A 24,270-nucleotide genomic window follows, 5' to 3' on the forward strand; every position below is an offset into this window, starting at 1 on the left:
CCGGCTTGACTGAATGGCCGGAGTGACCGCTTTCCTTTATTTAAATTCCACCACCGTAACACCTGTTCCGCCTTCACCGGCTTCACCGAAGCGAATCCTTTTGACAGAGCGGTGATTTTTCAAGTATTCCTGGACCCCGGACCGAAGAGCACCCGTTCCTTTACCATGAATGATGGAGACACTCGAATAACCGGCCAAAAGAGCATCATCAATGTACTTTTCAACTCTTGATATTGCATTTTCAAAGCGTTCTCCACGGAGGTCAAGTTCGACGCTAACGTGATAATCGCGGCCTTTGATCGTGGTGAGGGGCTTTGTTTCTTTTACTTTTGTGGCCTTGATGAATTCCAGGTCAGACTCCTTCACCTTCATTTTCATGATGCCGATCTGAACCTGCCATTCATTATTTGAGACCTTCTCGATCAAGTGACCTTTTTGACCGAAGCTTACGACCTTTACTTCATCTCCAGGTTTCAAGCTTTTATCCAGCGGCCTTGCAACTTTATTTGACGTTTTTTTCACTTTTGGCGCTGCTTCTTCAAGCCGCTTTTTAGCATCGATCAGTTCATGCTCTTTAACATCGGCATGCTTTTCAAGTCGCAGTTTACGCAAGTCGGCAATAATCGCTTCCGCTTCCTTTTGTGCATTTTCAACGATTGCCGCAGCCTCTTTTGCTGCCTTTTCAACCATCGCATCCCGTTCTTCATGGTATTCACCAATTTGCCTTTGAAGGTCTTTATGAAGAATTTCCGCCTGTTCCAGGTGATTCTTGGCTTCCTGTTCTTCTTCCTCGGCCTTTTTGCGGCTGTCTTCAAGGGACGCTATCATATTCTCAACTTTATTCGTATCCTCACCAATATGGCTGCGGGCGCTGCTTATCACGCTTTCTTCCAAACCAAGCCGTTTGGAAATTTCAAACGCATTACTCCTACCTGGTACACCGATCAAAAGTTTATAGGTGGGACTTAAGGTTTCCACATTAAATTCGACGCTTGCATTAATGACGCCTTCCCGATCATATCCATACGCTTTTAATTCCGGATAATGTGTCGTTGCAATCACACGTGCTCCGCGCTTATACACTTCATCCAAAATGGAAATGGCCAAAGCAGCACCTTCCTGTGGATCAGTTCCCGCTCCAAGCTCATCGAATAAAACAAGGCTGTCAAAATCGACATGCTTAAGGATATCGACAATATTGACCATATGCGAGGAGAATGTACTTAAGCTTTGTTCAATCGACTGTTCATCGCCAATATCAGCATAAACGGAGGAAAACACAGCCGTTTCGGAACCATCCAGCGCAGGGATTTGCAGACCGGACTGGGCCATTAACGTACAGAGGCCAATCGTTTTCAGGGTAACCGTCTTACCACCTGTATTCGGACCGGTGATGACGATTGTCGTAAATTCATCACCAAGAAAAATATCATTGGCCACGACAACATCACTCGGAATGAGCGGGTGTTTCGCTTTGAATAATTTCACGCGCCCCTCATCATTCAGAATCGGCTTGGATCCTTTTATCGCTTTTGCATACTTTGCCTTGGCTACAAGGAAATCGATATGGGCAAGCACTTTGACATTATGAAGCAATTCAGGAGTGTACGCACCGACTTTTTCCGATAGTTCGACCAATATCCGTTCTATTTCCTGCGTTTCCTTCACTCGGGTTTCCTGCAGGGCATTATTCAGCTGAACGATTGCTTGTGGTTCAATGAACAACGTCTGTCCTGATGAGGATTGATCATGGATGATCCCGCCATACACACTCCGGTATTCCTGTTTTACCGGGATGACGAAACGGTCATTCCGGATGGTGATGATGGCATCGGATAACATTGTTGATGCATTGGAAGAACGGATCATGCTTTCTAGTTTTTCCCTGACGCGGCTTTCGTTCGTCCGAATTTGGTTTCTTAGGGTGCGAAGCTTGTCGCTGGCAGAATCCATCACTTCGCCATGTTCGCTTACTGCATACGTAATTTCCTGCTGCAAATCTATCAATGGATGAAGGGAATCGATATATTCGGCCAAAAGCGGAACATCAATTTCCTGCTCTGCAAGTTCTTCAAAGAAACGGCTTAGGATCCTGCCGGCACGAATCGTACTCGCAAGTTCCATCAATTCCATCGGTGAGAGCATTCCGCCAATCTGTGCCCTTTTTGCATGCGGACGGATATCAAAGATCCCGCCCAATGGCAAGTTACCTTTCAACCGGACGATTTTGGCTGACTCATCCGTTTCTTTCTGCCATCTCGACACCTCTTCAAAATCCGTGGAAGGCATCAATTGCTCTGCCTTCTCTTTTCCTATGGATGAGGATGCGTGTGAAATTAATTGTTCTTTTATTTTATGAAATTCCAATGTTTTTAAAGCTTTATTATGCATGGAGTTAAAGCTCCTCCTTATTTATGGGCAAATAGTTAATCATTTCTCTTTAAAAACGCCAATAATCCGTCCGTATCCCTTGCATTAAGAACCGTTGATTCTTTAATCCAGCCTTTTTTGGCTGATGAAACCCCAACAGGCATATGTTCAAGCATGTCGATGCTGTGGGCATCCGTATTGATCACGATCGGAACGCCTGCTTCCTGTGCCTTGCGCAGATGGGGAGGTGCCAAATCCAATCGGTTCGGGTTCGCATTCAATTCCAAGGCAGTATTCGTTTCACGGGCCAGTTCGATCAGCATCTCTATATCAACATCATATCCGGTTCGTCTGCCGATGATCCTTCCCGTTGGATGGGCAATGATATCTACATGCGGATTATTCAAAGCCGTTTTTAAGCGCTCCATGATCGTTTCCCGGGGCTGTGAAAAGCTTGAGTGAATCGATGCAATCACCAAATCCATCTCTGCAAGCAGCTCATCGTCATAATCAAGGGTCCCGTCAGGAAGTATATCCATTTCAATCCCTGAAAGAACGGTAAAGTCAGTGTATTTTTCATTTAGCTCATGGATGATACGTTTTTGTTCACGCAAACGTTCCGCGGTCAAGCCGTTCGCCACTTTCAGATATTGCGAATGATCAGTGATGGCCATATACCGATACCCTTTTGCACGGCATGCTTCAATCATTTCTTCAATCGTATGGGCACCATCACTCCATGTGGTATGCATATGCAGGTCACCTTTGATGGCCTCTAAAGATATGAGAGGTTCATTAGCATCATAATGCTCCACTTCCGTTCCGTCTTCACGCAGTTCTGGCGGAATGAAAGGAAGACCAAAATGATTATAAAATTGTTCTTCCGTTTCAAACGTCAATATATCACCGGTTTCAGCCACTTCCACCCCATATTCGCTGATTTTCTCGCCGCGGTCTTTAGCAAGCTGGCGCATCCGCACATTGTGATCCTTCGAACCTGTAAAATGATGGAGTGTCGTGATGAATTCCTGATCCTTCACGATTCGGAAATCGACAGAAATATCATATTCATAATCAAGCACGACCGATACTTTTGTATCACCTGCTGCAATCACCTGCTTTATTCCCGTTAATGCAAGCAATTGATCCTTAACTTCTTCGGGATGATCTGTCGAGATGATGAAATCGAGGTCCTTGATGGTTTCCCTCATACGCCGGATGCTGCCGGCCCTGGAAGAACGGATGATGTATTCCATGTTAGCGAGGGCCGTTTCAATATCATCCGCAATCGGCCTCATGAAAGCAAGGGGCAGCCGGTCGGGCCTTGAACCCGCCTCGGCAATTGCAGATAGGATCTTCTCTTCCGTCTTTTTGCCGAAACCGGCAAGCGCCGCGACCCTGCCTTCTTCACAGGCGATTTTAAGATCATTCACATCATTGACATGCAGCTCTTTATGAAGCTTGGCAATTTTCTTCCCGCCCAGACCTTGAAGCTGCAGAAGCGGAATCAATCCTTTTGGCACCTGCTCCTGCAGCTCTTCAAGCACGGTCGATTTCCCTTCATTCATATACTCTTCGATGACGGAGGCCGTTCCTTTCCCGATTCCATTTAAAGCGGTAAAGTCCTCGATGGCGGAAAGGCTCCGGTCATCCGTTTCCAAGGCGCCCGCTGCCTTTCGGAAAGCTGAAACCTTGAACGGGTTCTCTCCTTTTAGTTCCATATATATTGCAATCTTTTCTAATAGTTTAATGATATCTTTTTTATTAATTGTCATTTAATTCACCGCCAAAAAAATTAGTAGGGTGTCCATTGTTCACTTTCTTAAAGATACCTTTCTTGGAGGTAAAGTACAAGCAGTCAGGTTCTTAACTTTCGAATCAAATAGGGGGAGGTTACATCCTGCCACATAAAAGGGGCCTCCCCCGTTCAAAGTATGGGAATCCAGGACTTTGAGAAAGGGAGACAGGCCCTCTTATACTGACATTAAGATTGTTTTACACCCTGAAACCAAAGTTCCTTCACTTGCTCGGAAAGGAACGGCGTATGTTTCACGATCGATTCTGCCAGAAATGAGCCAGTTAATGGTTTCTGGATGGAATCCATTGGCAGCATGGCAGCTATATATAATATAATAAACATGATAAGATAAACTTCGAGAAAACCCAATATCCCTCCACCCCAGCGATTCAGCTGCTTTAATATCGGTAGGTGGGTGATGAAATTGAGCATGGATCCTATCATTTGCCAAAGGATCTTGGCAGCAAAGAAAATGATAGCAAAGGCAATTGCATTGTAATACGCCGTATCAAGCCCGACTGTATCGAAAAACATATTAAGGGTCGAGGAATCACCCATCGTTGGGAACGGAATCCACAATTTCAAATTGGGAGCAAGATCTCCGTAAAATACATAAGCGACGATGAAGGCTACAATGAACCCTGTCATATGAACCGCTTGTAAAATGAAGCCACGCTTTAAACCGATTAATAAACCGATTAAAAGAATGGCCAGAATTGCTAAATCAAGCATGTACTCAGTCCTTCTCTCTCTTTAATTCCAGTTGAAGCTGGTCTAGTTCATCTTTTAATTTAATATATTCGTGGATGGTATTCACGGCCGTTAGCACCGCTAGCTTGCTTGTATCCAAGTATGGATTTTTCATCCTGATCTCTCTCATTTTTTCGTCAACCATCGAAGCGACCAGGCGCATATGACTTGCGCTTTCTGTGCCGACGATTGTATATGGTTGTCCGTATATATCAACTGTTGTTTTATTTCGTTTATCGTCTGACAAAATGATGCCCCCAATCTAAACAATCCTAATTCTATCATATCATGAAGTTTTTCGTCACGAAAGAGAGTACATCGTCATTTCTCGCATAAAAATTTCAATAATTTGTCAAACGAAAGCGGATTTAGGAAGAAGATCACCTAATAAACAAAATGAAGATAGGAGCTAACCCATTATGTCCCATGTTGTTTTACTTATCAATCCTGAACAAATAAAAGCGATGAAGGCCCATTATTCTTCATCCTTGGCCGCCAAGCTGCCGCCTGGGAGCATCTTTTCCGCAAAACCGCCGCTATGTACGGTGACAGCCTATAAATCCGGTAAGGTCCTTTTTCAAGGTAAGAATGCCGAACTAGAAGCGGGAAAATGGCAAAAAGGCACCACTGCTGCGGCTCCAAAGAAAAAAACGGCATCCTCTGCATCGGTCAAGGCCCATCGATATTCGCCGCCTGCAAATATCGGAACCATGTCAGTGATCGGTTCCGATGAGGTCGGGACAGGAGACTATTTCGGCCCGATCACCGTCGTAGCCGTATATGCAAAAAAGGAGCAACTCTCACTATTGAAGGAGCTTGGTGTCCAGGATTCCAAAAATCTGAAAGATCCACAGATCATCGAAATTGCTAAACAGATTAAGGATGTAGTGCCCTTCAGCCTGCTCACATGCGACAACCCGAAATATAATGCGCTGCAGGCAAAGGGAATGTCACAAGGTAAAATGAAAGCACTCCTCCATAACCAAGCAATCAAGCATCTCATGCAAAAAATCCAGCCGGAACAAGCGGAAGCGGTCCTTATTGATCAATTCGCTCAACCAGAGGTATTTTTCAATTACCTCAAAGGCCAAGAACTATTCCAGGCTAATGCCACCTATCTATGTACAAAAGCGGAAGGCATTCATCTTGGAGTAGCAGCCGCATCCATCATTGCCCGATATGCATTCGTCAAACGCTTTGACTTGCTGAGTGAAAAAGCCGGATTCAAAATCCCTAAAGGTGCCGGATTTGCAGTCGATGAAGCAGCTGCAAGATTGATTCATGAAAAAGGAATCGATTCATTACACGAATTCACGAAAACCCACTTTGCCAACACAGAAAAAGCGAAGCGACTATTTCAACAGAAATATCATAAATAGAAGAAAGCGGCTGACCTTCCGGAATAGCCGCCTTTAACTTGTGAGTTTGTGACTCGTGAGTTTGCGCCATTTACTCGGGAGTTTACGCTGTTTACTCGGGAGTTTGCGCTGTTTACTCTTGAGTTTGCGCTGTTTACTCGTGAGTTTGTGCCATTTACTCGTGAGTTTACGCTGTTTACTCGTGAGTTTGCGCTGTTTACTCGTGAGTTCACGCCATTTACTCGTGAGTTTGCGCTGTTTACTCGTGAGTTTGCGCTGTTTACTCGTGAGTTTGCGCTGTTTACTCGTGAGTTCACGCTGTTTACTCGTAAAATCAAAATAGACAGCTCCCCATGTTTCAGGGAGCTGTCTTTTTGGTTTTATCCTCTTAGTTCTGCGCCAGCTTTTTCTTTAACGGCTTCAAGAACTTTATCGTGTGCTTTTGTAATGTCTTCGTCCGTTAGAGTACGTTCCGGGTCGAAGTATTTCAGTGAGTAGGCAATGGATTTCTTGCCTTCCTCCATTCTTTCACCTTCGTATAAGTCGAAGATGCTTACTTCTTTCAGCAGTTTGCCACCGGCTTCTTCAATAATATCCTGAATGTCCCCGGCTTTCGTAGCTTGATCCACAACGAGCGCGATATCGCGCGTGGTCGATGGATAGCGCGGAATGGTTTGGTACGCAATCGGAGCGACTTCGGCTTCGGCCAATGCTTTTAAGGAAAGTTCGAAAATGTATGTTTCTTTAATATCCAAGTCTTTTTGGACAGTTGGGTGCACTTGGCCGATAAAGCCAATCACTTCACCATTCAATAGTACTTCCGCTGTCCGTCCTGGATGCATGTCGTTGATTTTCGCTTGGCGATAACTGATTTGATCAGCTAATCCAAGTGTGTCGAATAATGCTTCGATCACGCCTTTGGCTACAAAGAAATCCACTGGTTTCTTTTCACCTTGCCATAGATGTGACTCCCATAGACCGGTGATTGCTCCAGCAATATGTTCTTTTTCTTCAGGCAGTTCTTGTTCGTCACGCTTAAAGAATACCGAACCGATTTCATACAGTGCCAGTGAATCAATTTGGCGGGCATTGTTATATTTCACGACTTCAAGCAATTGAGGCACGATGCTTAAACGCAGCTGGCTTCTTTCTTCACTCATTGGCATTGCTAATCGAATGGATTCTCTTGCTTCCAAAGCGAATTGGGACGCTTTTTCCTGGCTTGTCAGTGAATAGGTTACCGCTTGATAAAGGCCTGCGCCTTCAAGTGTACGGCGTGCTTTCCGCCGTTTAATTTGATAATCAGTCAATTGGCCTGGGACAGCAGCACCGATCGGCAGTGTAGCGGGAATATTATCATATCCATATAGACGTGCAGCCTCTTCGACTAAATCAGCTTCAATCGTAATATCGCCACGGCGCGTCGGAACGGTGATTGTGAATGTTTCATTGTCAAGTTCCACGCCAAATTGCAGACGCTTGAAGATCGATTCCACAACTGATGCGGTCATGTCTGTTCCAAGAAGTGTGTTGATTTTTTCAAGAGTGATGCTAATGACCGCAGGTTCCATTGTCAATTCATCAACTTCTGCTGCTCCTTGTAAGACTGTTCCGCCTGCATATTGTGCAATCAATTGTGCAGCACGTTCTCCAGCTTCACGTACACGGGCCGGGTCGACACCTTTTTCAAAGCGGGCACTAGCTTCACTGCGTAATCCATGGTCCTTTGAGGCTTTACGAACCACTGTACCTGCAAAATATGCACTTTCAATGATGATGTTCGTCGTATCATTTTTCACTTCGGAATCCGCTCCGCCCATCACACCAGCTATCGCTACTGGCTCGCTGCCATTTGTGATCACTAAATGGTCAGGTGTCAAAGTGCGTTCCGCTTCATCCAATGTTACGATTTTTTCAGCATCCTTCGCTCTGCGGATGACGATTTCCTTTGAACCAAAGCGGTCATAATCAAAGGCATGGAGCGGTTGGCCGTATTCAAGTAAAATGTAGTTCGTGATATCCACCACATTATTATGAGGTCGGATACCTGCAGACATCAACCTAGTCTGCATCCAAAGTGGTGAAGGTCCGACCTTGACATCCTTGATGATTTTAGCAATGTATATCGGGTTATCTTCTTTCGCTTCAACTTTGACACTGATATAATCAGTTGCTTTTTCAGCTGCCTCTTCTTTCTCGACAACCGGCCATTTCACTTCCCGGCCTAAAATGGCTGCCACTTCGTATGCAACACCAAGCATGCTCAATGCATCTGAACGGTTCGGAGTCAGCCCAAGTTCCAGCACTTCATCACTTAAACCAAGTTCCTCCAATGCATCTTTACCTACTTCCACATCATTAGGGAAGACGAAGATACCTGTAGCATAATCCTTGGAAACGAGCTTGGATTCGAAGCCCAATTCCTGAAGCGAGCAAATCATCCCGTGCGATTCCTCTCCACGAAGTTTCGCTTTCTTAATTTTGAAATTACCTGGAAGGACTGCGCCAACAGTAGCGACAGCGACTTTTTGGCCTTTATCGACATTCGGTGCTCCACAGATGATCTGAACGGGATTTTCGGCCCCGATATCAACTTGGCATTTATTCAATTTATCCGCATTTGGATGCTGTTCACGTTCAATGACATGCCCGATGACGACCCCTTTTAGCCCTTCACTTTTCTTTTCCACCCCTTCAACCTCAATGCCGCTTTTCGTGATTTTGTCAGCTAGCTCCGTCGCATTGATGCCTGAAAGGTCAACATAATCTTGTAACCATTTATATGACACAAACATGGTAGGTCCTCCTTTTTAAAATAAAAATTTATGCTTCATGATGGTTGAATTGTTTTAAGAATCGAACATCATTCGTATAGAAATGACGGATATCATCCACACCATACTTCAACATGGCAATCCGCTCCACGCCGATTCCAAATGCGAATCCAGAGTATTTCTTGGAATCGAAGCCAGCCATTTCAAGGACGTTCGGATGAACGATCCCGCCGCCAAGCACTTCGATCCAGCCTGTTTGTTTACATACGCTGCAGCCTTTACCACCACAGATTTTACAAGAAATATCCACTTCGACGGAAGGCTCCGTAAATGGGAAGAAACTTGGACGAAGTCGGATTTCACGGTCTTGCCCAAATACTTTTTTCGCAAATACATCAAGCGTCCCTTTCAGGTCGCTCATGCTGATGTTCTCATCGATGACCAAGCCCTCAATTTGCTGGAATTGATGGGAGTGTGTAGCGTCATCGTTATCACGGCGATATACTTTTCCTGGGCAAATGATTTTAACAGGTCCTTGACCTTTATGTTTTTCCATCGTTCTGGCTTGAACAGGTGAAGTGTGCGTACGCATCAGGATTTCGTCCGTTATGTAGAAGGAATCCTGCATATCACGTGCCGGATGGCTTTTCGGCAAGTTAAGTGCCTCGAAGTTGTAGTAGTCGCTTTCGACTTCAGGACCTTCCGCAACGGTATAGCCCATACCGATGAATAAGTCTTCGATTTCTTCCACGACACGTGTTAATGGATGTAGATTCCCCTTGTTAACCGGACGTCCAGGAAGTGTGACGTCAATCGTTTCAGTTGCCAGCTTTGCATTGACTGCCGCAGTTTCAAGTGCTTTTTGTTTCTCCTCGATCTTTGTTGCAATCGCTTCCCTTACATCATTGGCCAGTGCCCCAATTTTTGGGCGTTCTTCGGCAGATAATTTACCCATGCCGCGCAATACCTCAGTGATTGGCCCTTTTTTCCCTAAATAAGCAACTCGGACTTCATTCAGTTCTTTTAATTCGGAAGCGGCGGCAACTTTTTGCAACGCTTCTTCCTGCAGTTCTAGTAAACGTTCCTGCATCATGTCTTCCTCCTTTATTTTCCTTTTGTAAAAATGAACACAAAAAAACCCCAATCCCTAAAGGGACGAGGTTTATGTATCGCGGTACCACCCTTATTAGTGCACGAACAAAAAAACTTCTGCACTCACTTCATTAAAAAATAACGGCTCTTCACCGGAACATTTTTCAGACATCATGTCTTCCCAATGCCAACTCGAAAGGTGAATTCCCTTAAGCAGTGCCATAAAAATGCTTTCAGTCAAGGCATTTTTTCCCTGGATATGGTTAACTTAAGCTACTACTCTTTGTCATCGTTGTTTTCATTATAAAATTCTGTTTTATTATATTATAATTCTTCGGCCGTTTCAAATCGATTTTCGTAAATAGTACATTAAAATCCCGGCAGCGATCCCCACATTCAATGATTCGCTTTTTCCGTAGATGGGAATATAAAGGTTTTTAGTCGTTTTCTCCAGTAATCCCTTCGATACTCCTTGGCCTTCATTACCGACCAGAAGGGCAAATCGTGAAGACTTTTCCACTTCTTCGAATGGCGATGCGCCTTCTAATGCCGTGCCATATACCGGTGTGCCGCTTTCCTTCAGCTCATCGATGATTTCGGAAAGGTTCCCTTTAATGACAGGCATATGGAAGAGGCTCCCTTGCGTCGAACGGACCACTTTGGGATTATACAAGTCAGCACACCCTTCGCCAAGTATGACCGCATCGATTCCAGCTGCATCCGCTGTCCTGATCATCGTTCCAATATTCCCCGGATCTTGTACGGCATCGATCAACAATAATTTATCCGGATTGATGGACGCCATGCTCGTTGATTTCTGTTCACAAACCGCAGCAATTCCTTGAGGAGCTTCGGTATCACAAATCGCCTTCATAATATCATTTTTCACATAAATGAGTTCTGTGCCTTCCACCTTAAAATGGGCAGGCATTTCAGTTTCTTCATTGATGATCACTTCCAGGACGATTTCTTCTTTTAAGGCTTCTTCAACTAGGTGATAACCCTCGACTAAATATTTACCTGTTTTATCTCGTTCTTTTTTCGTCAAAAGTTTTTTCCATTGCTTAACTTGCGGGTTTTTTAAGGATTCAATATATTTCAAGGGTAAACGCTCCTTTAACTTCACACTGATTTTCCTATTATAACGCAATTCACATACATATTGCATGTGAGTTTGTGAAATGCTATGAATGTCAGTCATTATGTGTTAGAGGAGGAATAATTATGAATTTAAACTTACGTAATGCGATCATCCAAAATGTATCTGGAAATTCGCAAGAGCAGCTGGAAGACACGATTGTCGATGCCATACAAAATGGCGAGGAAAAAATGCTTCCTGGATTGGGAGTATTATTCGAGGTCATCTGGCAAAATTCATCTGAGCAGGAAAAACAGGAAATGATCACTGCTCTCGAATCAGGATTAAAAAAATAACAGCCTTCAGAGGCTGTTATTTTTTTGATTTCGCTTCGCAAGCCTTCAGTTCTTCGATGGAGACTTCTTCATCAAGCAGCAAGATGAATTTTTTTGCGCTCACTTCTTCAAGCATCGTTTTTGTCTCATCATAAGAGTAGCCGTATTTCGTGAAAAAGCTGCGTAAATCTCCAGATCCTTCATCTGTGAAGTAGTGGAAGATTCTTAAAAAAAGAGTGTCCTCCTTATCCTGATTGGCGATGATCAGGATATCCGTATGTTCATTTCCAAGCTGCACATGATTTTTTATATTAGCTGCTACTGTCATTTGGGTGCCAGATACGCCTTTAGCTTTTAAGTCTTGAATTGCAGCAAGTAGTTCCGGATTAGAGTCAAAAACACCATATACGTTTTTTTCCATGTTTCTTCCCCTCCTTGTTACTCTACTTAAAATAAAATACCTTTGTCATTATACCTTGCAGCTTTAACAATAAACAAGCAAATAGTCCATTGAGAATTCCTGACTAACCCTTTGCCTAAAGGTTTTTTAAAAAAAACAGCCTGGTTCAGTTTGCAGATAAAAGGGTTGGGAAAATATATCCTTCATCAAACGAACCAACTGAACCAAAGCAAGGAAAGCGAGTGCCAGAAAATCAACATCCCAATTTTACAAGCCATAAAGAAACTGCAGACAAACTCGATTTTCATCTAGTTTGTCTACAGTCTGAACAGCCTTGTGCAGGCAGTTATTTTGCGTATTACAGATTGTCGGTATTGATTCGATTTTTGATGTATTCATCCTGCAAGACTTCCTCTTGCTGCCTGCTGGCATTCGGGCTCATGGTCCGATCCAGTGATCCTTGAGCATCAAGGGCATTATCAGTATCGGAAGAAAACGGGTCTGGATGAGGGTCGCTTGCAAGTTGCCCTTCATGATTCCCTGTTTTTTTCTTCTTGAATTTTTCTGTGGAGTTCCCCCGGATTTCCCTTTGTTGAGCTCGTTTTGTATCGAGCTCTTCATTTTCAAAGATGTTCGCAGAATTCCCATGAAGTTCTTCGCTTCTTCCTGGCTGTGCTTCCACTTCCCCTGTTTGATAGGCATTCGCTGTTGTTTCAGGAAAAAGGTTCGGATCCGGATTGTTCACCACCCCTGTTTTAAGCGGATTCTCTAAAGGTTCGTCCGTATCCTCCATGCGATTGGAATCTATGCTCTCACTTGCTGAGACGGTTTCCGATTCATCTAACAGAATCAGGAACTTTCCTGCCTCCACTTCATTTATATAAGCGGTGGCTTCACTATCGGCAAGCCCTAACTCACCTAGCCGGTTCCTTATATCTTCAGAACCCTCATTCAGGAAAAAGTGTTTCATCTTATCAATGAAGGAATCCTCATTAGAATTAGTAACGACGTCGACATCCGGATCACGCTTTTGATTGACGAAATCCAAATCTTCTTTCTTATCTGCCATTACCGTTATTTCTCCTTCACGGACCCCCTTTTCCTTGAGGGATTGAATAGCCTGGATTATTTCTCTTTCCGTATTAAAAACACCATATAATGTTTTTCCCATGCATCTTCCTCCTCCTATTATTCCGAAATTTCTTCTTATGTGTATGTATACCCTGATGGGTGCCAATTAAACAAAAAGGTTGCCTTTCCTGGGCTCGTACTTTTAATAAGTCTTTAAAACCTAAAAGAAGCCTGCAGTTATAAAACTGCAGGCCACTTTTCTTCACTCTTAGAAGCGGTCGGTTCTACGTTCAGTTGCCTGTTTCTCATTTACGATCGAATCATCTGTACTATCAAGCTGGATGTCTTCCTTTTTAAGAGTATCCTGAACTTGTTCCGTTTCTTGTACAGCATGTTTCTTGATGACAATTTCATCTGTGACGACTGGTTTTTTCGAAACTTCCAATTTTTCTTCAACAACGGGAATCCGTAATGTTTCCCCATCTTCAATGCTTCCAGTTTCCAGATCCGGTTCACGCCCTGAAACTGATCTATGCTCGACTGTCACTTCTTCGTGTTCAACAGGGACATTAATCGTTTTATGCTGTTCACTGACTTCTTTGTTAATGACGACTTCACCAGTCTGTACTCTTTCTTTATCAATGTTCAGCTGTTCTTCCCGAAGTTTAAGCGTCCTTTCATCCTCTGGCAATTCACGTCCTTGTCCGTTGACTCCATAAACATCTGCTTTATTTAATGCATCTGTTCTTTCAGTGCCATTATAAAGTTGGTTGGTGGAATTTGTATCAAGCCGTGTAGCGGCAGTATCCATATTTCCGATCGTGAATTTATCTCTTGCCGTTCCAAGATGGCCTTCACCTTCTTCTACCAGAACCAAGACTTTTCCATTTTCCACATCAAAGACATGTTCAGCCGCTTCACTATTCGAAAGTCCTGCATTCGCCAATCTTGTCGAAAGGTCTGCCGTATCATCCGGCATGAAGAAACGTGCCACCTTGTCCATAAATGATTCGTCATTAGGAACATTCGTCATTGTATGAACATCCGTTTCGCGTTGAGTGTTCGTGAAATCCAATGTTTCTTCCTTGTCTGCGACGACCGTGATATCGTCCCCTTCAAAGCCCTTTGCCTTAAGTGCATTTATTGCCTGGATCACTTCTGCATTTGATTCATATACTCCATATACTGTTTTATTCATTTTACATTCCTCCTTAGGTTTTGTTGTTTCGTTTAGTGGATGCTATGTATAAACTCTACCCGCTATGAACCTAAGTAAACGAGGAATCAATATTTCATTTTTGTTATATCATTTACAATTCGTTCTCAGCACAGAACGCTTTTTCAATTGAAATCCAGCCTTTTCAAGGGTTTCCCCATTTATAAAAATGTAATGTTTAACCAAATAATGCTATTTCATTTTTCTTTTCTTCTATTATAAAGCCACAGCCTTTATTAGCAGGTCTGCAATATGCACCGCTTTCGTACATTCCCCCAAGTTTTCCCTCTCAATCCCCAATTGCATTTGTAATAGACAGCCCGGGTTTGCCGTGACAACAATATCGGCCTGTGTCGTTTTCGTGTGCTCCATTTTGGAGTCGAGAATATTCATGGACATCTCTGATTCAACAATATTATAAATCCCAGCGGAGCCGCAGCATCGATCGGCATCCTTCATTTCCTTGAAATCAATCCCTTCTATCGATTGAAGGAGAATTCGCGGAGCCAAGGAGGTGTTCATAACATTCCGTAAGTGACAGGAATCCTGAAAAGTGACCGATTGAGCCGGCAGTTTCAAGCGAACTTTTTCCTGAAAACGCAAATCAACAAGAATCTGACTTATATCTTTCAACTTATTTTTAAATGCGATTGCACGGTCATGCCATTCCGATTCGCCTTGGAGTAAATGGTCATAATCTATGAGAAAAGCTCCACAGCCGCCTGCATTCGTAATGATATAATCAACTTCCTCCGCTTCAAAAGCTTCTATATTACGCTTGGCCAGTTGCTTTGCACCTGCTTTTTCACCACTGTGCCCATGCAGCGCCCCGCAACATGCCTGGGATTTCGGAATCACGATTTCACATCCGGCCAGCTGAAGAAGCTTTAGTGTGGCCTTGTTCGTTTCCAAAAACATCGTATCCATCAAGCAGCCGGAAAAAAAAGCCACCTTTTTGAGCGGCGTTCCGATTGCAGGCAGCCCGGTTGGCCTATTTTTCATTTCTGATTTTTTCGGGACTTTCGGCAGCACCTTTTCCATGGTTGCCAAATTATTCGGAAGCATGTTGAGGACTCCCGTTTTTCGGGCCATGTATTGCAGACCTGATCTCTGATAGAAGCCAAGCAAACTCGTCATGGCCTGCATTCGCTCCTGATGCGGGAATAATCCACTAAAAACGGCATTACGGATCGTTTTTACAGGGTAACTGTGCTTTTTATTCTGATGGATGATATCCCTTGCTTCTTCAAGAAGATGCCCATATTTCACACCTGAAGGACACACAGGTTCACAAGCCCTGCAGCCGAGGCAAAGGCTCAATGAACGTTCTACATCTTCATCGGGCTCAATCACACCATCCGCCACCGCTTTCATAAGTGCAATCCGGCCCCTTGGTGAATGGGATTCCTTCAGCCCCGATTCGATGTATGTCGGGCAGTGGGGTAAGCAAAAGCCGCAGCGCATACAATTCAACAATTCATCTTCGTTCATTTTTTCAGCGAATTGCCTGGCGATGGTTTCCCTTTCTTGAACTGTCGTCATGAAGAAACCACCACCCTTTTCCTGGTTTCTTTGGCAAATACTTTGCCGGGATTCATGATGTTATTGGGATCGAAAGCTTGTTTAATCGCTCTCATGGCATCAATCCCTTCTTTCTTCAGCTTCCATTCAAGATAAGGGGCCTTCATCGCCCCTACACCATGTTCACCGGTAATCGTCCCGCCAAGGTCGATAGCCGCGGCAAAAATGTCGGCAAAAGCGAGCTCCACTCTCTCCATTTCGTCATGATCACGAGCGTCGGTAATGCACGTTGGATGCAGGTTCCCATCCCCAGCATGGCCGAAAGTGCAAATGTCCACGTTATGCTTGACAGCGATCTCATTAATCGCTTTAACCATCTTGGCAATTTCCGACCGTGGAACGGTGGCATCTTCCAAAATGGTCGTCGGCTTGAGGCGTGCCAGAGCAGAGAGGGCTGTCCGTCTTGCGGTTTTCAAGGCGGCAGCGTCAGATTCCGTTTCGGCAATTTCCACGGAAACCGCCTTTTCCTGTAGACAGATATCGGCCATCCTTTTCATATCGCGTTCCACTACTTCACTCGGACCATCTTGTTCAATCAGCAGGACGGCTTCCACATTGGTGGGCAAACCGATTTTCGCGAAGTCCTCAACCACGATCAACGTCGGCCGATCCAGAAATTCCAATGTAACAGGAATGATTTTATTTGAAATGATTTTGGCCACTGACTGGGCTGCGGCATCCAGATCTTGATATAAGGCAAGCATCGTCTTTGTCGTTTCAGGCATTGGGATCAGCTTTAAGACCGCTTCCGTAACGATTCCCAAGGTCCCTTCTGACCCGACAAAAAGTTTCGTTAAATCATATCCGGCTACATCTTTGGCAAGCTTGCCCCCTGTTCGAATGATGTCCCCATTCGGAAGGACCAATTCTAGCCCGATGACATAATCACGGGTGACTCCGTACTTTAATCCTCGCAGTCCACCAGAGTTCTCATTAATGTTTCCGCCAATAGTGGAGATTTTCATCGAACTGGGATCCGGCGGATAAAATAATCCCTTCTCTTCAACTGCTGAAATCAAGTCCAATGTGATAAGCCCAGGCTGTACGGTCGCCGTCAAGTTCTCCTCATCTACTTCAAGTAATGAATTCATTCGATTGAATAAAAGGACAAGCCCCCCCTCTGTCGGGCAAGTGCCTCCGCTTAAATTCGTCCCAGACCCGCGTGGAACGATCGGAACATGGTATTCGTTGCAAACTTTGACGATGGCTGCGACTTCAGCTGTGCAGCCCGGTTTAATGACAGCATCAGGCATCGCTTGAAACCCTGGTGTTGCATCATATGAATAGACTAGGCATTCCACTTTCGAGTCATCGAAATTCTCCTTACCGACGATGGTAAGAAGCAGCTGCTTAACCTGTTTTGTTAACATGTACATCCTCCTCATATAAACATAGGAAATTCGAGATTTTTTATATGATGTAAGTATAAGAAAGAAAACACTCAATCATCTATGTATGAACATATAGAATTTAGAGCTTTCCATAGAATTAATTTGTATGTTTATCCAATATACTTAATGCTAGATACATAGTGACTAAATCGTCTAGCTTCCTGGGATTCAGGCTGGTCAAATCTTCTATGCGCTTGAGCCTGTAATGGAGGGTATTGATATGGATATGCAGGGCTCTAGCCGTCTCCTTTAAGGATAAATCACATGCAAAATACATGGAAAGGGTTTTAAGCAGCTCTTCATTAGGAAGCAACTCCTGAATCGTCCGGGATAAATATTCCTGTCTTGTTTCAGCGGTAACTTCATCAAGCAGGACCTCAAGCTTCAAGTCCTCGTCAAATATGATCCCCGATGAAGGAAGCGCGATTTTCAAAGAACGTTCCGCTTTAAAAAACGCTGACCTGAAAGCGGATCCCGATGCACGCGAACTAACTCCTGCACACACTTTATAACCCGAGCTCTCTTCCAGCTTTTTTTGGAGTTTACTTAATTTCTTTAATTGCTGGATTTTTGAACCGATGAAATTGGCTATAGAAAGAATGACGAATTGATTCCTCCCCCATCGGACTGCAATGTCATTGGGGTGCTGCTGTCCCATGTATATCTGAAGCGTTCTCCACACATGAGGTTCAATGATTTCCTCAGTCTTAAATTCACCAAGGGTGATGATCCGGTCTGCATGAACATCGACCCCAAGCAACTTGGCCTTCTGAAGGAAAAGCTCATTGAACGTCTGCAGCTGATGCCATTCAAATACAAAGAATTCCATCAGACGTGATTGGGATTCTGCTTGTTCGATATGATAGCTTTCCTGAATGAACATCTCCGTCATCTTTTTTAAAAGTTCCGCATAGGGGGAAACATGTTTGGGGTCGCCTGTAATGCCAATCACACAAACTGCTTCCTGGTTGAAGAAAATAGGTAGATTTATACCTGCCTTCACGCCTTTCCAACTTCGTTCATCCTGTTTATTGATGATCAATTTCTCACGATTTTTGAAAGCGTGGATAGCTCCTTCATGATAACCTCCAATACGGCTATTATCAGTGCTGGCGATAATCGTTCCAGCATGATCAATAATGATGATTTCCTCATCAATCAGTTTCCTAACCTCATGAACCAATTTTCCTGCCACAGCTGTCAATTGCATGATATGTCCTCCTTTTTTGATTGGCCTTGAAAATATTTCGAGGCTCCCCTATGAAAAGGGAGCCTCATTCTACTTATGGAATCATCCAGGAAAGGACGCCATTTTGCAAGAAGGTAATCACACAAACTAGCAGCAATAAAAATAAACTATGTTTGAGCGTGAATCTCAATAATTCCGATTCCCTGCCCGCCAATCCAACGGCAGCACATGCAATCGCTATCGATTGGGGGGAAATCATCTTTCCGGTGACCCCTCCGGAAGAGTTCGCCCCAAGTGCCAAGACCGGCTCCATCCCCACTTTAAGTGCGGTCACTTTTTGCAGACTGCCAAATAAGAGGTTGGCTGATGTATCCGAGCCGGTAATGAACACACCCAGCCAGCCGAGAACCGGTGCGAAAAACGGAAATAAATCACCCGATTTTGCAAGGGTCATCCCTAATGTGGTCGACATGCCTGAAGCATTCGTTACATAGGCAAAAGCCACCACGGCAGAAATCATCAAGATTGGTTTTGCCAACTCTTTCATCGCCTCAACAAAGGTGCTATAAACGTCTTTTGCAGACATGTGTGCGATGAACTTCGTTACGAAGGCAGCCAGTAAAATCGCAGTCCCGGCCGCTCCGAGCAGTTCTATTTTATAGAAAGCGGCAATCGGCAATCCATCGCTTCCGATTATCGCATTATGCAGACCTGGGACTTCGATTTGGAAGGTTAATAGTTTCCCGATTTCATTGATTCCGCCAAGCCATGCATTGTTGCCTTCATAATGTCCGGAGAGCGCCGGTTTAATTGGGTTCATCCCCCAGATTGTTATGAAAAGCGTTAACAGAAGGAATGGTGACCAAGCATGGAAAATCTGCCATTTCGTGTATTTTGTTTCCGATTCGGCTGTAGTTAAAGGTTCGACAGCTGCAGCCGTTTCCTCGGATGCAAAGCGAAAGATCGTTTTAGGTTTCCAGAATTTCAGGAAAATCGCCAATGCAAATAGTGACACTAACGCGGAAAGGATGTCCGGTAATTCCGGCCCAAGAAAATTTGAACTTAAGTACTGTGTGATGGCAAAGGAAAATCCGGAAACCAATATTGCCGGCAAGACTTCAAGCGACCTTTTCCACCCAGTCATGATTAAAATGAGATATAGCGGAATGAAAGCCGAAAGGAATGGCAATTGGCGGCCGACCATTTTTGAAATCTCCATGGCGGCTATGCCAGTTGGGCCTTCCATGGCAATGATCGGTATTCCAACCGCCCCGAATGCTACCGGAGCGGTATTCGCGATCAAGCAAATCCCGGCTGCATATAGCGGGTTAAATCCAAGACCGACCAAAAGCGCGGCAGAAATGGCAACCGGTGCCCCAAATCCCGCGGCGCCTTCTAAAAAGGCCCCGAAAGAAAATGCCACCAATAGTGCCTGGAGGCGGCGGTCTTCCGTAAGCGAAAGCACCGAAGAACGAATGATATTGAATTGTCCGCTTTTAACAGTCATTTTGTACAAAAATACGGAAGTGATGATTATCCATCCGATTGGCAGCAGCCCATATACGGCTCCTTGTGAAGCGGACATCACTGCTTTTCCTGCAGGCATTCCATATATCAATACAGCCACTGCAAGAGCTACAAGCAACGTGGTTATACCTGCCATGTAACCTTTCATACGTTTGATGGTAAGCGCCCAGAAAAAGTAAAGAATTGGAATGAGTGCGGCAAGAGATGATAACACTAAATTATCGGTGATTGGCGTAAAGTTTTGTGTCCATGTCATTCATTTCGACTCCATTTTCTATAAATTTTTTAAAAAATTCAGAATTCAACCACTAATTGAAACCCCTTACATATTTGAAAATTCCAAGTCATCAGATGACTTGATGAGTACTCATTAAAATTAAATGATTAAAAATATAAAATCAAGATTTTTTTTATTTTTTGTTGATTTTTTTAACCTTCTGGAAGTGTCAAAGAACATTTGTGTTATATAATATTAACCAGAGAAACTCATAGAAAATAGAGGTGCTACTACTTGGCATATAAAAAAATAAAACCGAAAAAAATTTATGAAGAAGTCAGCGATGAACTTTATGAAATGATTCGGTCAGGCAGCCTGAAACCAGGTGAACAATTGGATTCCATTCAGCAGCTTGCGGAAAATTTCCAAGTCGGGCGTCCGGCGATCCGCGAAGCATTAAGTGCATTAAGTTCAATGGGTCTTATTGAAATAAAACAAGGTGAAGGAACATTCGTCAAAACCTTCGACCCCACCATCATGAACCATCCCTTGTCTGCCGCCCTTTTGATGGATCAAGACAATATCAAGCATTTACTGGAAGTCCGGAAAATACTTGAGTCCGGTACGGCAGAAGTGGCAGCGAAGATGAGAACGGAAGAGAACCTGATCGAACTCAAGGAAAGTCTTTTTAATATGGAAAAGGTATCCGACGATGAAGAACTCAGTGATAAAGCAGATATCGCCTTCCATGTTGCAGTGGCAAACGCATCACAAAATGAGCTGCTGATTACATTGATGAACCACGTTTCAGAATTAATGACGGAAAAGATGCGTGATATCCGCCGGATAGCGCTTTATTCCGAAGAGATGACACTTAAGCGGCTTTACCAGCAGCATGCCAGGATCCATGATGCAATCGTGGCACAGGATGAAGACGAAGCCCGCAGTGCCATGCTGTTTCACCTTCAAAGCGTCGAGGAAGCATTAGATCGGGTCATCCAAAAAAATCAGCAAACGCATAGTTGATCTTCCTTAAAATTTCAAAAATACCCTATACAAAAAAGGATTAAATTGATATATTATTTTGAAAACGATTACTTCATTTAAAAAATCTTGGAAATTGGTATATTCTCATAAACCATTTCCTTTTTCCATTTCCTGGTCATCAGATGACCTGTTAACCTATTTGAAAAAGGAGGAGTTCAAATTGAAAGTTACTCTCTTTGCAACATGTTTAGTGGATTTGCTTCAATCCAATGTCGGCAAAGCGACAGTGGAGCTACTCGAGAGATTAGGCTGTGAAATCGATTTCCCGGAGTCCCAGATATGCTGCGGACAGCCCGCATATAATAGCGGGTATACGAAGGAATCGAAGGAAGCCATGAAAAAGATGATTAAAACGTTCGCGGATGCTGAATACATCGTCACCCCTTCCGGTTCCTGCGCAGCGATGTTCAAAGAATATCCGGTCCTATTCAAAGGCGATGCCCAATGGGAAAAGAGTGCGGAATCATTAGCGGCAAAAACATATGAATTGACCCAATTCATCGTGGATGTCCTAAAAGTGACCGATGTCGGGGCGACCTTTAAGGGAAAGGCCACTTATCATACTTCATGCCATATGACACGGCTGCTTAAGGTGAAGGAAGCACCTGCCATTTTGTTAAGCCATGTCAGGGGGCTGGAAATGACACCACTTCCCGATGCCCAAAACTGCTGCGGGTTCGGGGGGACCTTTTCGGTTAAGATGGGTGACATTTCCGGACAAATGGTCGAGGAGAAAGTCTGCAATATTGAAGCTACCGAAGCCGATTTCTTAATTGGCGGGGATGCCGGATGTTTGATGAATATCGGCGGACGGATCCAAAGGAAGGGGCAACCGGTGAAAGTACTTCATATTGCGGAAGTCCTGAACAGTATTTAAAGAAAGCGAGGAGGGAAAAACTAATGGCTATGAAAACCAGTTCTGCCAAGTTTAAAGACCGGGTGGATGAAGGAATACATAATGATTTTATGCGATTGGCCGTATCAAGTGCCCAAGAACGATTACACGGGCGGCGACTGACTGCCGTTGATGAATTGGGAAGCTGGGAGGATTGGCGTTCCCTTGGGGAAGAAATCCGGCAGCATGTGCTTAGTAACCTTGATTTCTATTTGCACCAGCTTGCAGAAAACGTTTCGAAAAGGGGCGGTCATGTCTTCTTTGCTGAAACCGCTGAAGAAGCAAGCGGCTACATTAAGGATGTCATTGTAAAAAAGAACGCCAAAAAGGTCGTGAAATCCAAATCGATGGTCACGGAAGAGATCAATTTGAATGCAACTCTTGAAGCAGTTGGACTCGATGTCGTTGAAACGGACCTTGGTGAATATATATTACAAGTGGATGATCATGACCCACCTTCCCATATCGTCGCACCTGCTCTCCATAAAAATAAGGAGCAGATTAGGGATGTTTTTAAAGAAAAGCTTGCATATACGCAAACCGAAAAACCGGAAGAGCTTACCGCCCATGTGCGGGGCATTCTGCGGAAAGATTTCTTAAGCGCCGATGTGGGCATTACCGGCTGTAATTTTGCCATTGCGGAAACGGGCTCGATCGGTTTGGTGACGAATGAAGGAAATGCCGATTTGGTCACTGCCCTCCCGAAAACGCAAATCACCGTGATGGGAATGGAACGGCTTGTGCCTACATTCGATGAATTCGAAGTCCTTGTCAGCTTATTGACAAGAAGCGCTGTCGGCCAAAGGTTGACCAGCTACATCACCGCACTTACCGGGCCGCGTGATGAAGGCGATGTAGACGGACCCGAGGAATTTCACCTTGTAATCGTAGACAATGGACGCTCCTCCATTTTAGGAACTGAGTTTCAATCCGTTCTTCAATGCATCCGCTGTGCTGCCTGTATAAATGTCTGCCCGGTTTACCGCCAGGTCGGCGGTCATTCATATGGTTCAATATATCCGGGACCAATCGGTGCTGTGCTATCACCCTTACTCGGGGGATATGATGATTTCAAGGAGCTGCCATATGCCTCCACTCTTTGTGCAGCCTGTACAGATGCCTGCCCGGTTAAGATTCCTCTCCATGACTTACTGAGGAAGCATCGTGAGGTCATCGTTGAAAAGGAAAAAATGGCGCCATTTTCAGAAAAGATGGCCATGAAAGCCTTCGGAATCGGTGCGGCCTCGCCTATGCTTTATAAGTTCGGCTCCAAAATGGCCCCATCCGCGATGTCTCCTTTTAAAACAGGGGATATCATCTCGAAAGGTCCGGGACCACTCAAAACTTGGACAGAAAGCCGCGAATTCCCTGCTCCAGGGAAAGAGAGCTTTCGGGACTGGTTCAAAAATCGGGAAAAAGGAGGGAAACCATCATGATTGGAACCATCCATAATGAAGGGACATTTTTAAACAATATAGCCAAAAATCTTGGAAGGGCTCCTATTACGGAAGGCATCTCCGTTCCTGAATGGAAGCATGCACCCCAAAAAGAGGTTTTGAAACATGCGACACCAACTGACCTTGTCGCGGAATTGAAGGAGCAATGTAAACGGGTGCATACTCAGTTTCACGTTACCGACTCCAAGCAAGTGATGCATTGTTTAAAACAGGTGATCGAGGAACTTGGTAACGGACCCGTGATCATCCCTAAGGACGATCGATTTTCCGACTATGGATTGGAGGGTATCTTGCAGGAAAAAGATGTCCATATATGGGATCACCAAGCCGGGAAAGAAAATGTCGAAAAAGCGGAAAGTGCTAACATCGGAATCACATTCAGTGAGATGACACTAGCAGAATCAGCTACCGTCGTCTTGTTCAGCGACAAGGACCATGGCCGGTCCATCAGCTTCCTTCCTTCCTGCCATGTATCCATCATTCCAAAAAGCACCATCGTTCCACGAATGACACAGGCTGCAGCGGCCATCCGTTCAAAAGTTACCCGGGGCGAAGTCGTTCCTTCCTGCATCAACTTCATAACGGGGCCGAGCAATTCGGCTGATATCGAAATGGACCTTGTCGTCGGCGTCCATGGTCCCATCAAAGCGGTCTATATAATCGTCGAAGATAAATAGAAATAAAGAAAATGGAGAGGACCTGATTAGGCCTCTCCATTTTTAAC

General features: G+C 44.4%; 21 protein-coding genes and 1 other annotated feature. Of the genes, 7 read left to right on the plus strand and 14 right to left on the minus strand.

Annotation, left to right across the window (positions count from 1 at the left end; genetic code table 11):
- Positions 1–36 precede the first annotated feature (36 nt).
- The 4 genes from JNUCC41_RS01130 to zapA form a co-directional block, all read right to left on the minus strand.
- Entirely contained in the window at positions 37–2,391 is a 2,355-nt protein-coding gene (locus JNUCC41_RS01130; protein ID WP_192206003.1) for an endonuclease MutS2, read from the minus strand.
- A 35-nt stretch (positions 2,392–2,426) separates the two neighbouring features.
- On the minus strand, positions 2,427–4,145 hold the full coding sequence (gene polX / locus JNUCC41_RS01135; RefSeq protein ID WP_192206004.1) for a DNA polymerase/3'-5' exonuclease PolX: 1,719 nt from the start codon (positions 4,143–4,145) through the stop codon (positions 2,427–2,429).
- A gap of 209 nt (positions 4,146–4,354) precedes the next feature.
- Positions 4,355–4,900 carry a CvpA family protein gene (locus JNUCC41_RS01140; protein WP_192206005.1) on the minus strand — a complete coding sequence of 182 codons (546 nt, stop codon included), beginning with the start codon at positions 4,898–4,900 and terminating at the stop codon, positions 4,355–4,357.
- A gap of 4 nt (positions 4,901–4,904) precedes the next feature.
- Positions 4,905–5,165, minus strand: coding sequence for a cell division protein ZapA (gene zapA, locus JNUCC41_RS01145; protein WP_048678967.1), 261 nt, complete (start codon positions 5,163–5,165; stop codon positions 4,905–4,907).
- A gap of 172 nt (positions 5,166–5,337) precedes the next feature.
- Here zapA and rnhC point away from each other — a divergent pair, with 172 nt between their 5' ends.
- The gene (gene rnhC, locus JNUCC41_RS01150) at positions 5,338–6,297 is read left to right on the plus strand and encodes a ribonuclease HIII (protein WP_192206006.1); all 960 of its coding nucleotides are present in this window, start codon (positions 5,338–5,340) and stop codon (positions 6,295–6,297) included.
- 48 nt (positions 6,298–6,345) lie between these two features.
- Positions 6,346–6,774, plus strand: coding sequence for a hypothetical protein (locus JNUCC41_RS01155; protein WP_192206007.1), 429 nt, complete (start codon positions 6,346–6,348; stop codon positions 6,772–6,774).
- Here JNUCC41_RS01155 and pheT read toward each other — a convergent pair.
- The 3 genes from pheT to JNUCC41_RS01170 all read right to left on the minus strand — a co-directional run bounded on the left by pheT (position 6,657) and on the right by JNUCC41_RS01170 (position 11,244).
- Positions 6,657–9,071 (minus strand): phenylalanine--tRNA ligase subunit beta, encoded by a 2,415-nt coding sequence (pheT, locus tag JNUCC41_RS01160; RefSeq protein WP_192206008.1) that lies wholly within the window; start codon positions 9,069–9,071, stop codon positions 6,657–6,659. The two genes, JNUCC41_RS01155 and pheT, sit on opposite strands and share 118 nt — an antisense overlap.
- Positions 9,072–9,099: 28 nt before the next feature.
- Positions 9,100–10,140: a phenylalanine--tRNA ligase subunit alpha gene (gene pheS, locus JNUCC41_RS01165; RefSeq protein ID WP_098370018.1), complete on the minus strand. Its 1,041-nt coding sequence runs from the start codon at positions 10,138–10,140 to the stop codon at positions 9,100–9,102.
- 58 nt (positions 10,141–10,198) lie between these two features.
- Positions 10,199–10,441, minus strand: a binding site (T-box leader).
- Between the two features lie 44 nt (positions 10,442–10,485).
- Entirely contained in the window at positions 10,486–11,244 is a 759-nt protein-coding gene (locus JNUCC41_RS01170; RefSeq protein WP_192206009.1) for a TrmH family RNA methyltransferase, read from the minus strand.
- A 122-nt stretch (positions 11,245–11,366) separates the two neighbouring features.
- Between JNUCC41_RS01170 and sspI the strand changes: the two genes are divergently transcribed.
- Complete coding sequence (gene sspI / locus JNUCC41_RS01175) at positions 11,367–11,576, plus strand: small acid-soluble spore protein SspI (protein ID WP_076364828.1); 210 nt, start codon at positions 11,367–11,369, stop codon at positions 11,574–11,576.
- A gap of 16 nt (positions 11,577–11,592) precedes the next feature.
- On the opposite strand, the gene JNUCC41_RS01180 is transcribed toward sspI, so the two are convergent.
- The 7 genes from JNUCC41_RS01180 to JNUCC41_RS01210 all read right to left on the minus strand — a co-directional run bounded on the left by JNUCC41_RS01180 (position 11,593) and on the right by JNUCC41_RS01210 (position 20,186).
- Positions 11,593–11,976, minus strand: a complete 384-nt coding sequence (locus JNUCC41_RS01180; protein ID WP_192206010.1) for a general stress protein — start codon at positions 11,974–11,976, stop codon at positions 11,593–11,595.
- A gap of 337 nt (positions 11,977–12,313) precedes the next feature.
- Entirely contained in the window at positions 12,314–13,126 is an 813-nt protein-coding gene (locus JNUCC41_RS01185; RefSeq protein ID WP_192206011.1) for a YflT domain-containing protein, read from the minus strand.
- Positions 13,127–13,294: 168 nt separating this feature from the next.
- Positions 13,295–14,224 (minus strand): YsnF/AvaK domain-containing protein, encoded by a 930-nt coding sequence (locus tag JNUCC41_RS01190; protein ID WP_192206012.1) that lies wholly within the window; start codon positions 14,222–14,224, stop codon positions 13,295–13,297.
- A gap of 234 nt (positions 14,225–14,458) precedes the next feature.
- Entirely contained in the window at positions 14,459–15,784 is a 1,326-nt protein-coding gene (locus tag JNUCC41_RS01195; RefSeq protein ID WP_192206013.1) for a (Fe-S)-binding protein, read from the minus strand.
- Entirely contained in the window at positions 15,781–17,193 is a 1,413-nt protein-coding gene (gene glcD, locus JNUCC41_RS01200; RefSeq protein WP_192206014.1) for a glycolate oxidase subunit GlcD, read from the minus strand. Before glcD ends, JNUCC41_RS01195 begins: the two co-directional genes overlap by 4 nt.
- A gap of 118 nt (positions 17,194–17,311) precedes the next feature.
- A complete protein-coding gene (locus JNUCC41_RS01205) occupies positions 17,312–18,424 on the minus strand; it encodes a PucR family transcriptional regulator (protein WP_192206015.1) in 1,113 nt (370 codons plus the stop codon).
- A 73-nt stretch (positions 18,425–18,497) separates the two neighbouring features.
- Positions 18,498–20,186 (minus strand): L-lactate permease, encoded by a 1,689-nt coding sequence (locus tag JNUCC41_RS01210; protein ID WP_192206016.1) that lies wholly within the window; start codon positions 20,184–20,186, stop codon positions 18,498–18,500.
- Between the two features lie 255 nt (positions 20,187–20,441).
- On the opposite strand from JNUCC41_RS01210, the gene JNUCC41_RS01215 reads away from it, so the two are divergent.
- The 4 genes from JNUCC41_RS01215 to JNUCC41_RS01230 all read left to right on the plus strand — a co-directional run bounded on the left by JNUCC41_RS01215 (position 20,442) and on the right by JNUCC41_RS01230 (position 24,223).
- Positions 20,442–21,173, plus strand: coding sequence for a FadR/GntR family transcriptional regulator (locus JNUCC41_RS01215; protein WP_192206017.1), 732 nt, complete (start codon positions 20,442–20,444; stop codon positions 21,171–21,173).
- A 181-nt stretch (positions 21,174–21,354) separates the two neighbouring features.
- Positions 21,355–22,071, plus strand: a complete 717-nt coding sequence (locus tag JNUCC41_RS01220; RefSeq protein WP_192206018.1) for a (Fe-S)-binding protein — start codon at positions 21,355–21,357, stop codon at positions 22,069–22,071.
- A 23-nt stretch (positions 22,072–22,094) separates the two neighbouring features.
- Complete coding sequence (locus JNUCC41_RS01225; RefSeq protein WP_098370007.1) at positions 22,095–23,525, plus strand: LutB/LldF family L-lactate oxidation iron-sulfur protein; 1,431 nt, start codon at positions 22,095–22,097, stop codon at positions 23,523–23,525.
- Complete coding sequence (locus JNUCC41_RS01230; RefSeq protein WP_192207992.1) at positions 23,519–24,223, plus strand: LutC/YkgG family protein; 705 nt, start codon at positions 23,519–23,521, stop codon at positions 24,221–24,223. The genes JNUCC41_RS01225 and JNUCC41_RS01230 overlap by 7 nt, the downstream gene beginning before the upstream one ends.
- The last annotated feature ends 47 nt before the right edge of the window (positions 24,224–24,270 follow it).

It is taken from the genome of Brevibacillus sp. JNUCC-41 (assembly GCF_014844095.1).
Taxonomy (GTDB): Bacteria; Bacillota; Bacilli; order Bacillales; family DSM-1321; genus Peribacillus; species Peribacillus aracenensis.

Bases quoted from the DNA above. Each gene is read 5' to 3' on its own strand.
- JNUCC41_RS01130 (WP_192206003.1), bottom strand. From the start codon at position 2,391: ATGCATAATAAAGCTTTAAAAACATTGGAATTTCATAAAATAAAAGAA.
- polX (WP_192206004.1), bottom strand. From the start codon at position 4,145: ATGACAATTAATAAAAAAGATATCATTAAACTATTAGAAAAGATTGCA.
- JNUCC41_RS01140 (WP_192206005.1), bottom strand. From the start codon at position 4,900: ATGCTTGATTTAGCAATTCTGGCCATTCTTTTAATCGGTTTATTAATC.
- rnhC (WP_192206006.1), top strand. From the start codon at position 5,338: ATGTCCCATGTTGTTTTACTTATCAATCCTGAACAAATAAAAGCGATG.
- pheT (WP_192206008.1), bottom strand. From the start codon at position 9,071: ATGTTTGTGTCATATAAATGGTTACAAGATTATGTTGACCTTTCAGGC.
- pheS (WP_098370018.1), bottom strand. From the start codon at position 10,140: ATGCAGGAACGTTTACTAGAACTGCAGGAAGAAGCGTTGCAAAAAGTT.
- sspI (WP_076364828.1), top strand. From the start codon at position 11,367: ATGAATTTAAACTTACGTAATGCGATCATCCAAAATGTATCTGGAAAT.
- JNUCC41_RS01180 (WP_192206010.1), bottom strand. From the start codon at position 11,976: ATGGAAAAAAACGTATATGGTGTTTTTGACTCTAATCCGGAACTACTT.
- JNUCC41_RS01185 (WP_192206011.1), bottom strand. From the start codon at position 13,126: ATGGGAAAAACATTATATGGTGTTTTTAATACGGAAAGAGAAATAATC.
- JNUCC41_RS01190 (WP_192206012.1), bottom strand. From the start codon at position 14,224: ATGAATAAAACAGTATATGGAGTATATGAATCAAATGCAGAAGTGATC.
- JNUCC41_RS01195 (WP_192206013.1), bottom strand. From the start codon at position 15,784: ATGACGACAGTTCAAGAAAGGGAAACCATCGCCAGGCAATTCGCTGAA.
- glcD (WP_192206014.1), bottom strand. From the start codon at position 17,193: ATGTTAACAAAACAGGTTAAGCAGCTGCTTCTTACCATCGTCGGTAAG.
- JNUCC41_RS01205 (WP_192206015.1), bottom strand. From the start codon at position 18,424: ATGCAATTGACAGCTGTGGCAGGAAAATTGGTTCATGAGGTTAGGAAA.
- JNUCC41_RS01210 (WP_192206016.1), bottom strand. From the start codon at position 20,186: ATGACATGGACACAAAACTTTACGCCAATCACCGATAATTTAGTGTTA.
- JNUCC41_RS01225 (WP_098370007.1), top strand. From the start codon at position 22,095: ATGGCTATGAAAACCAGTTCTGCCAAGTTTAAAGACCGGGTGGATGAA.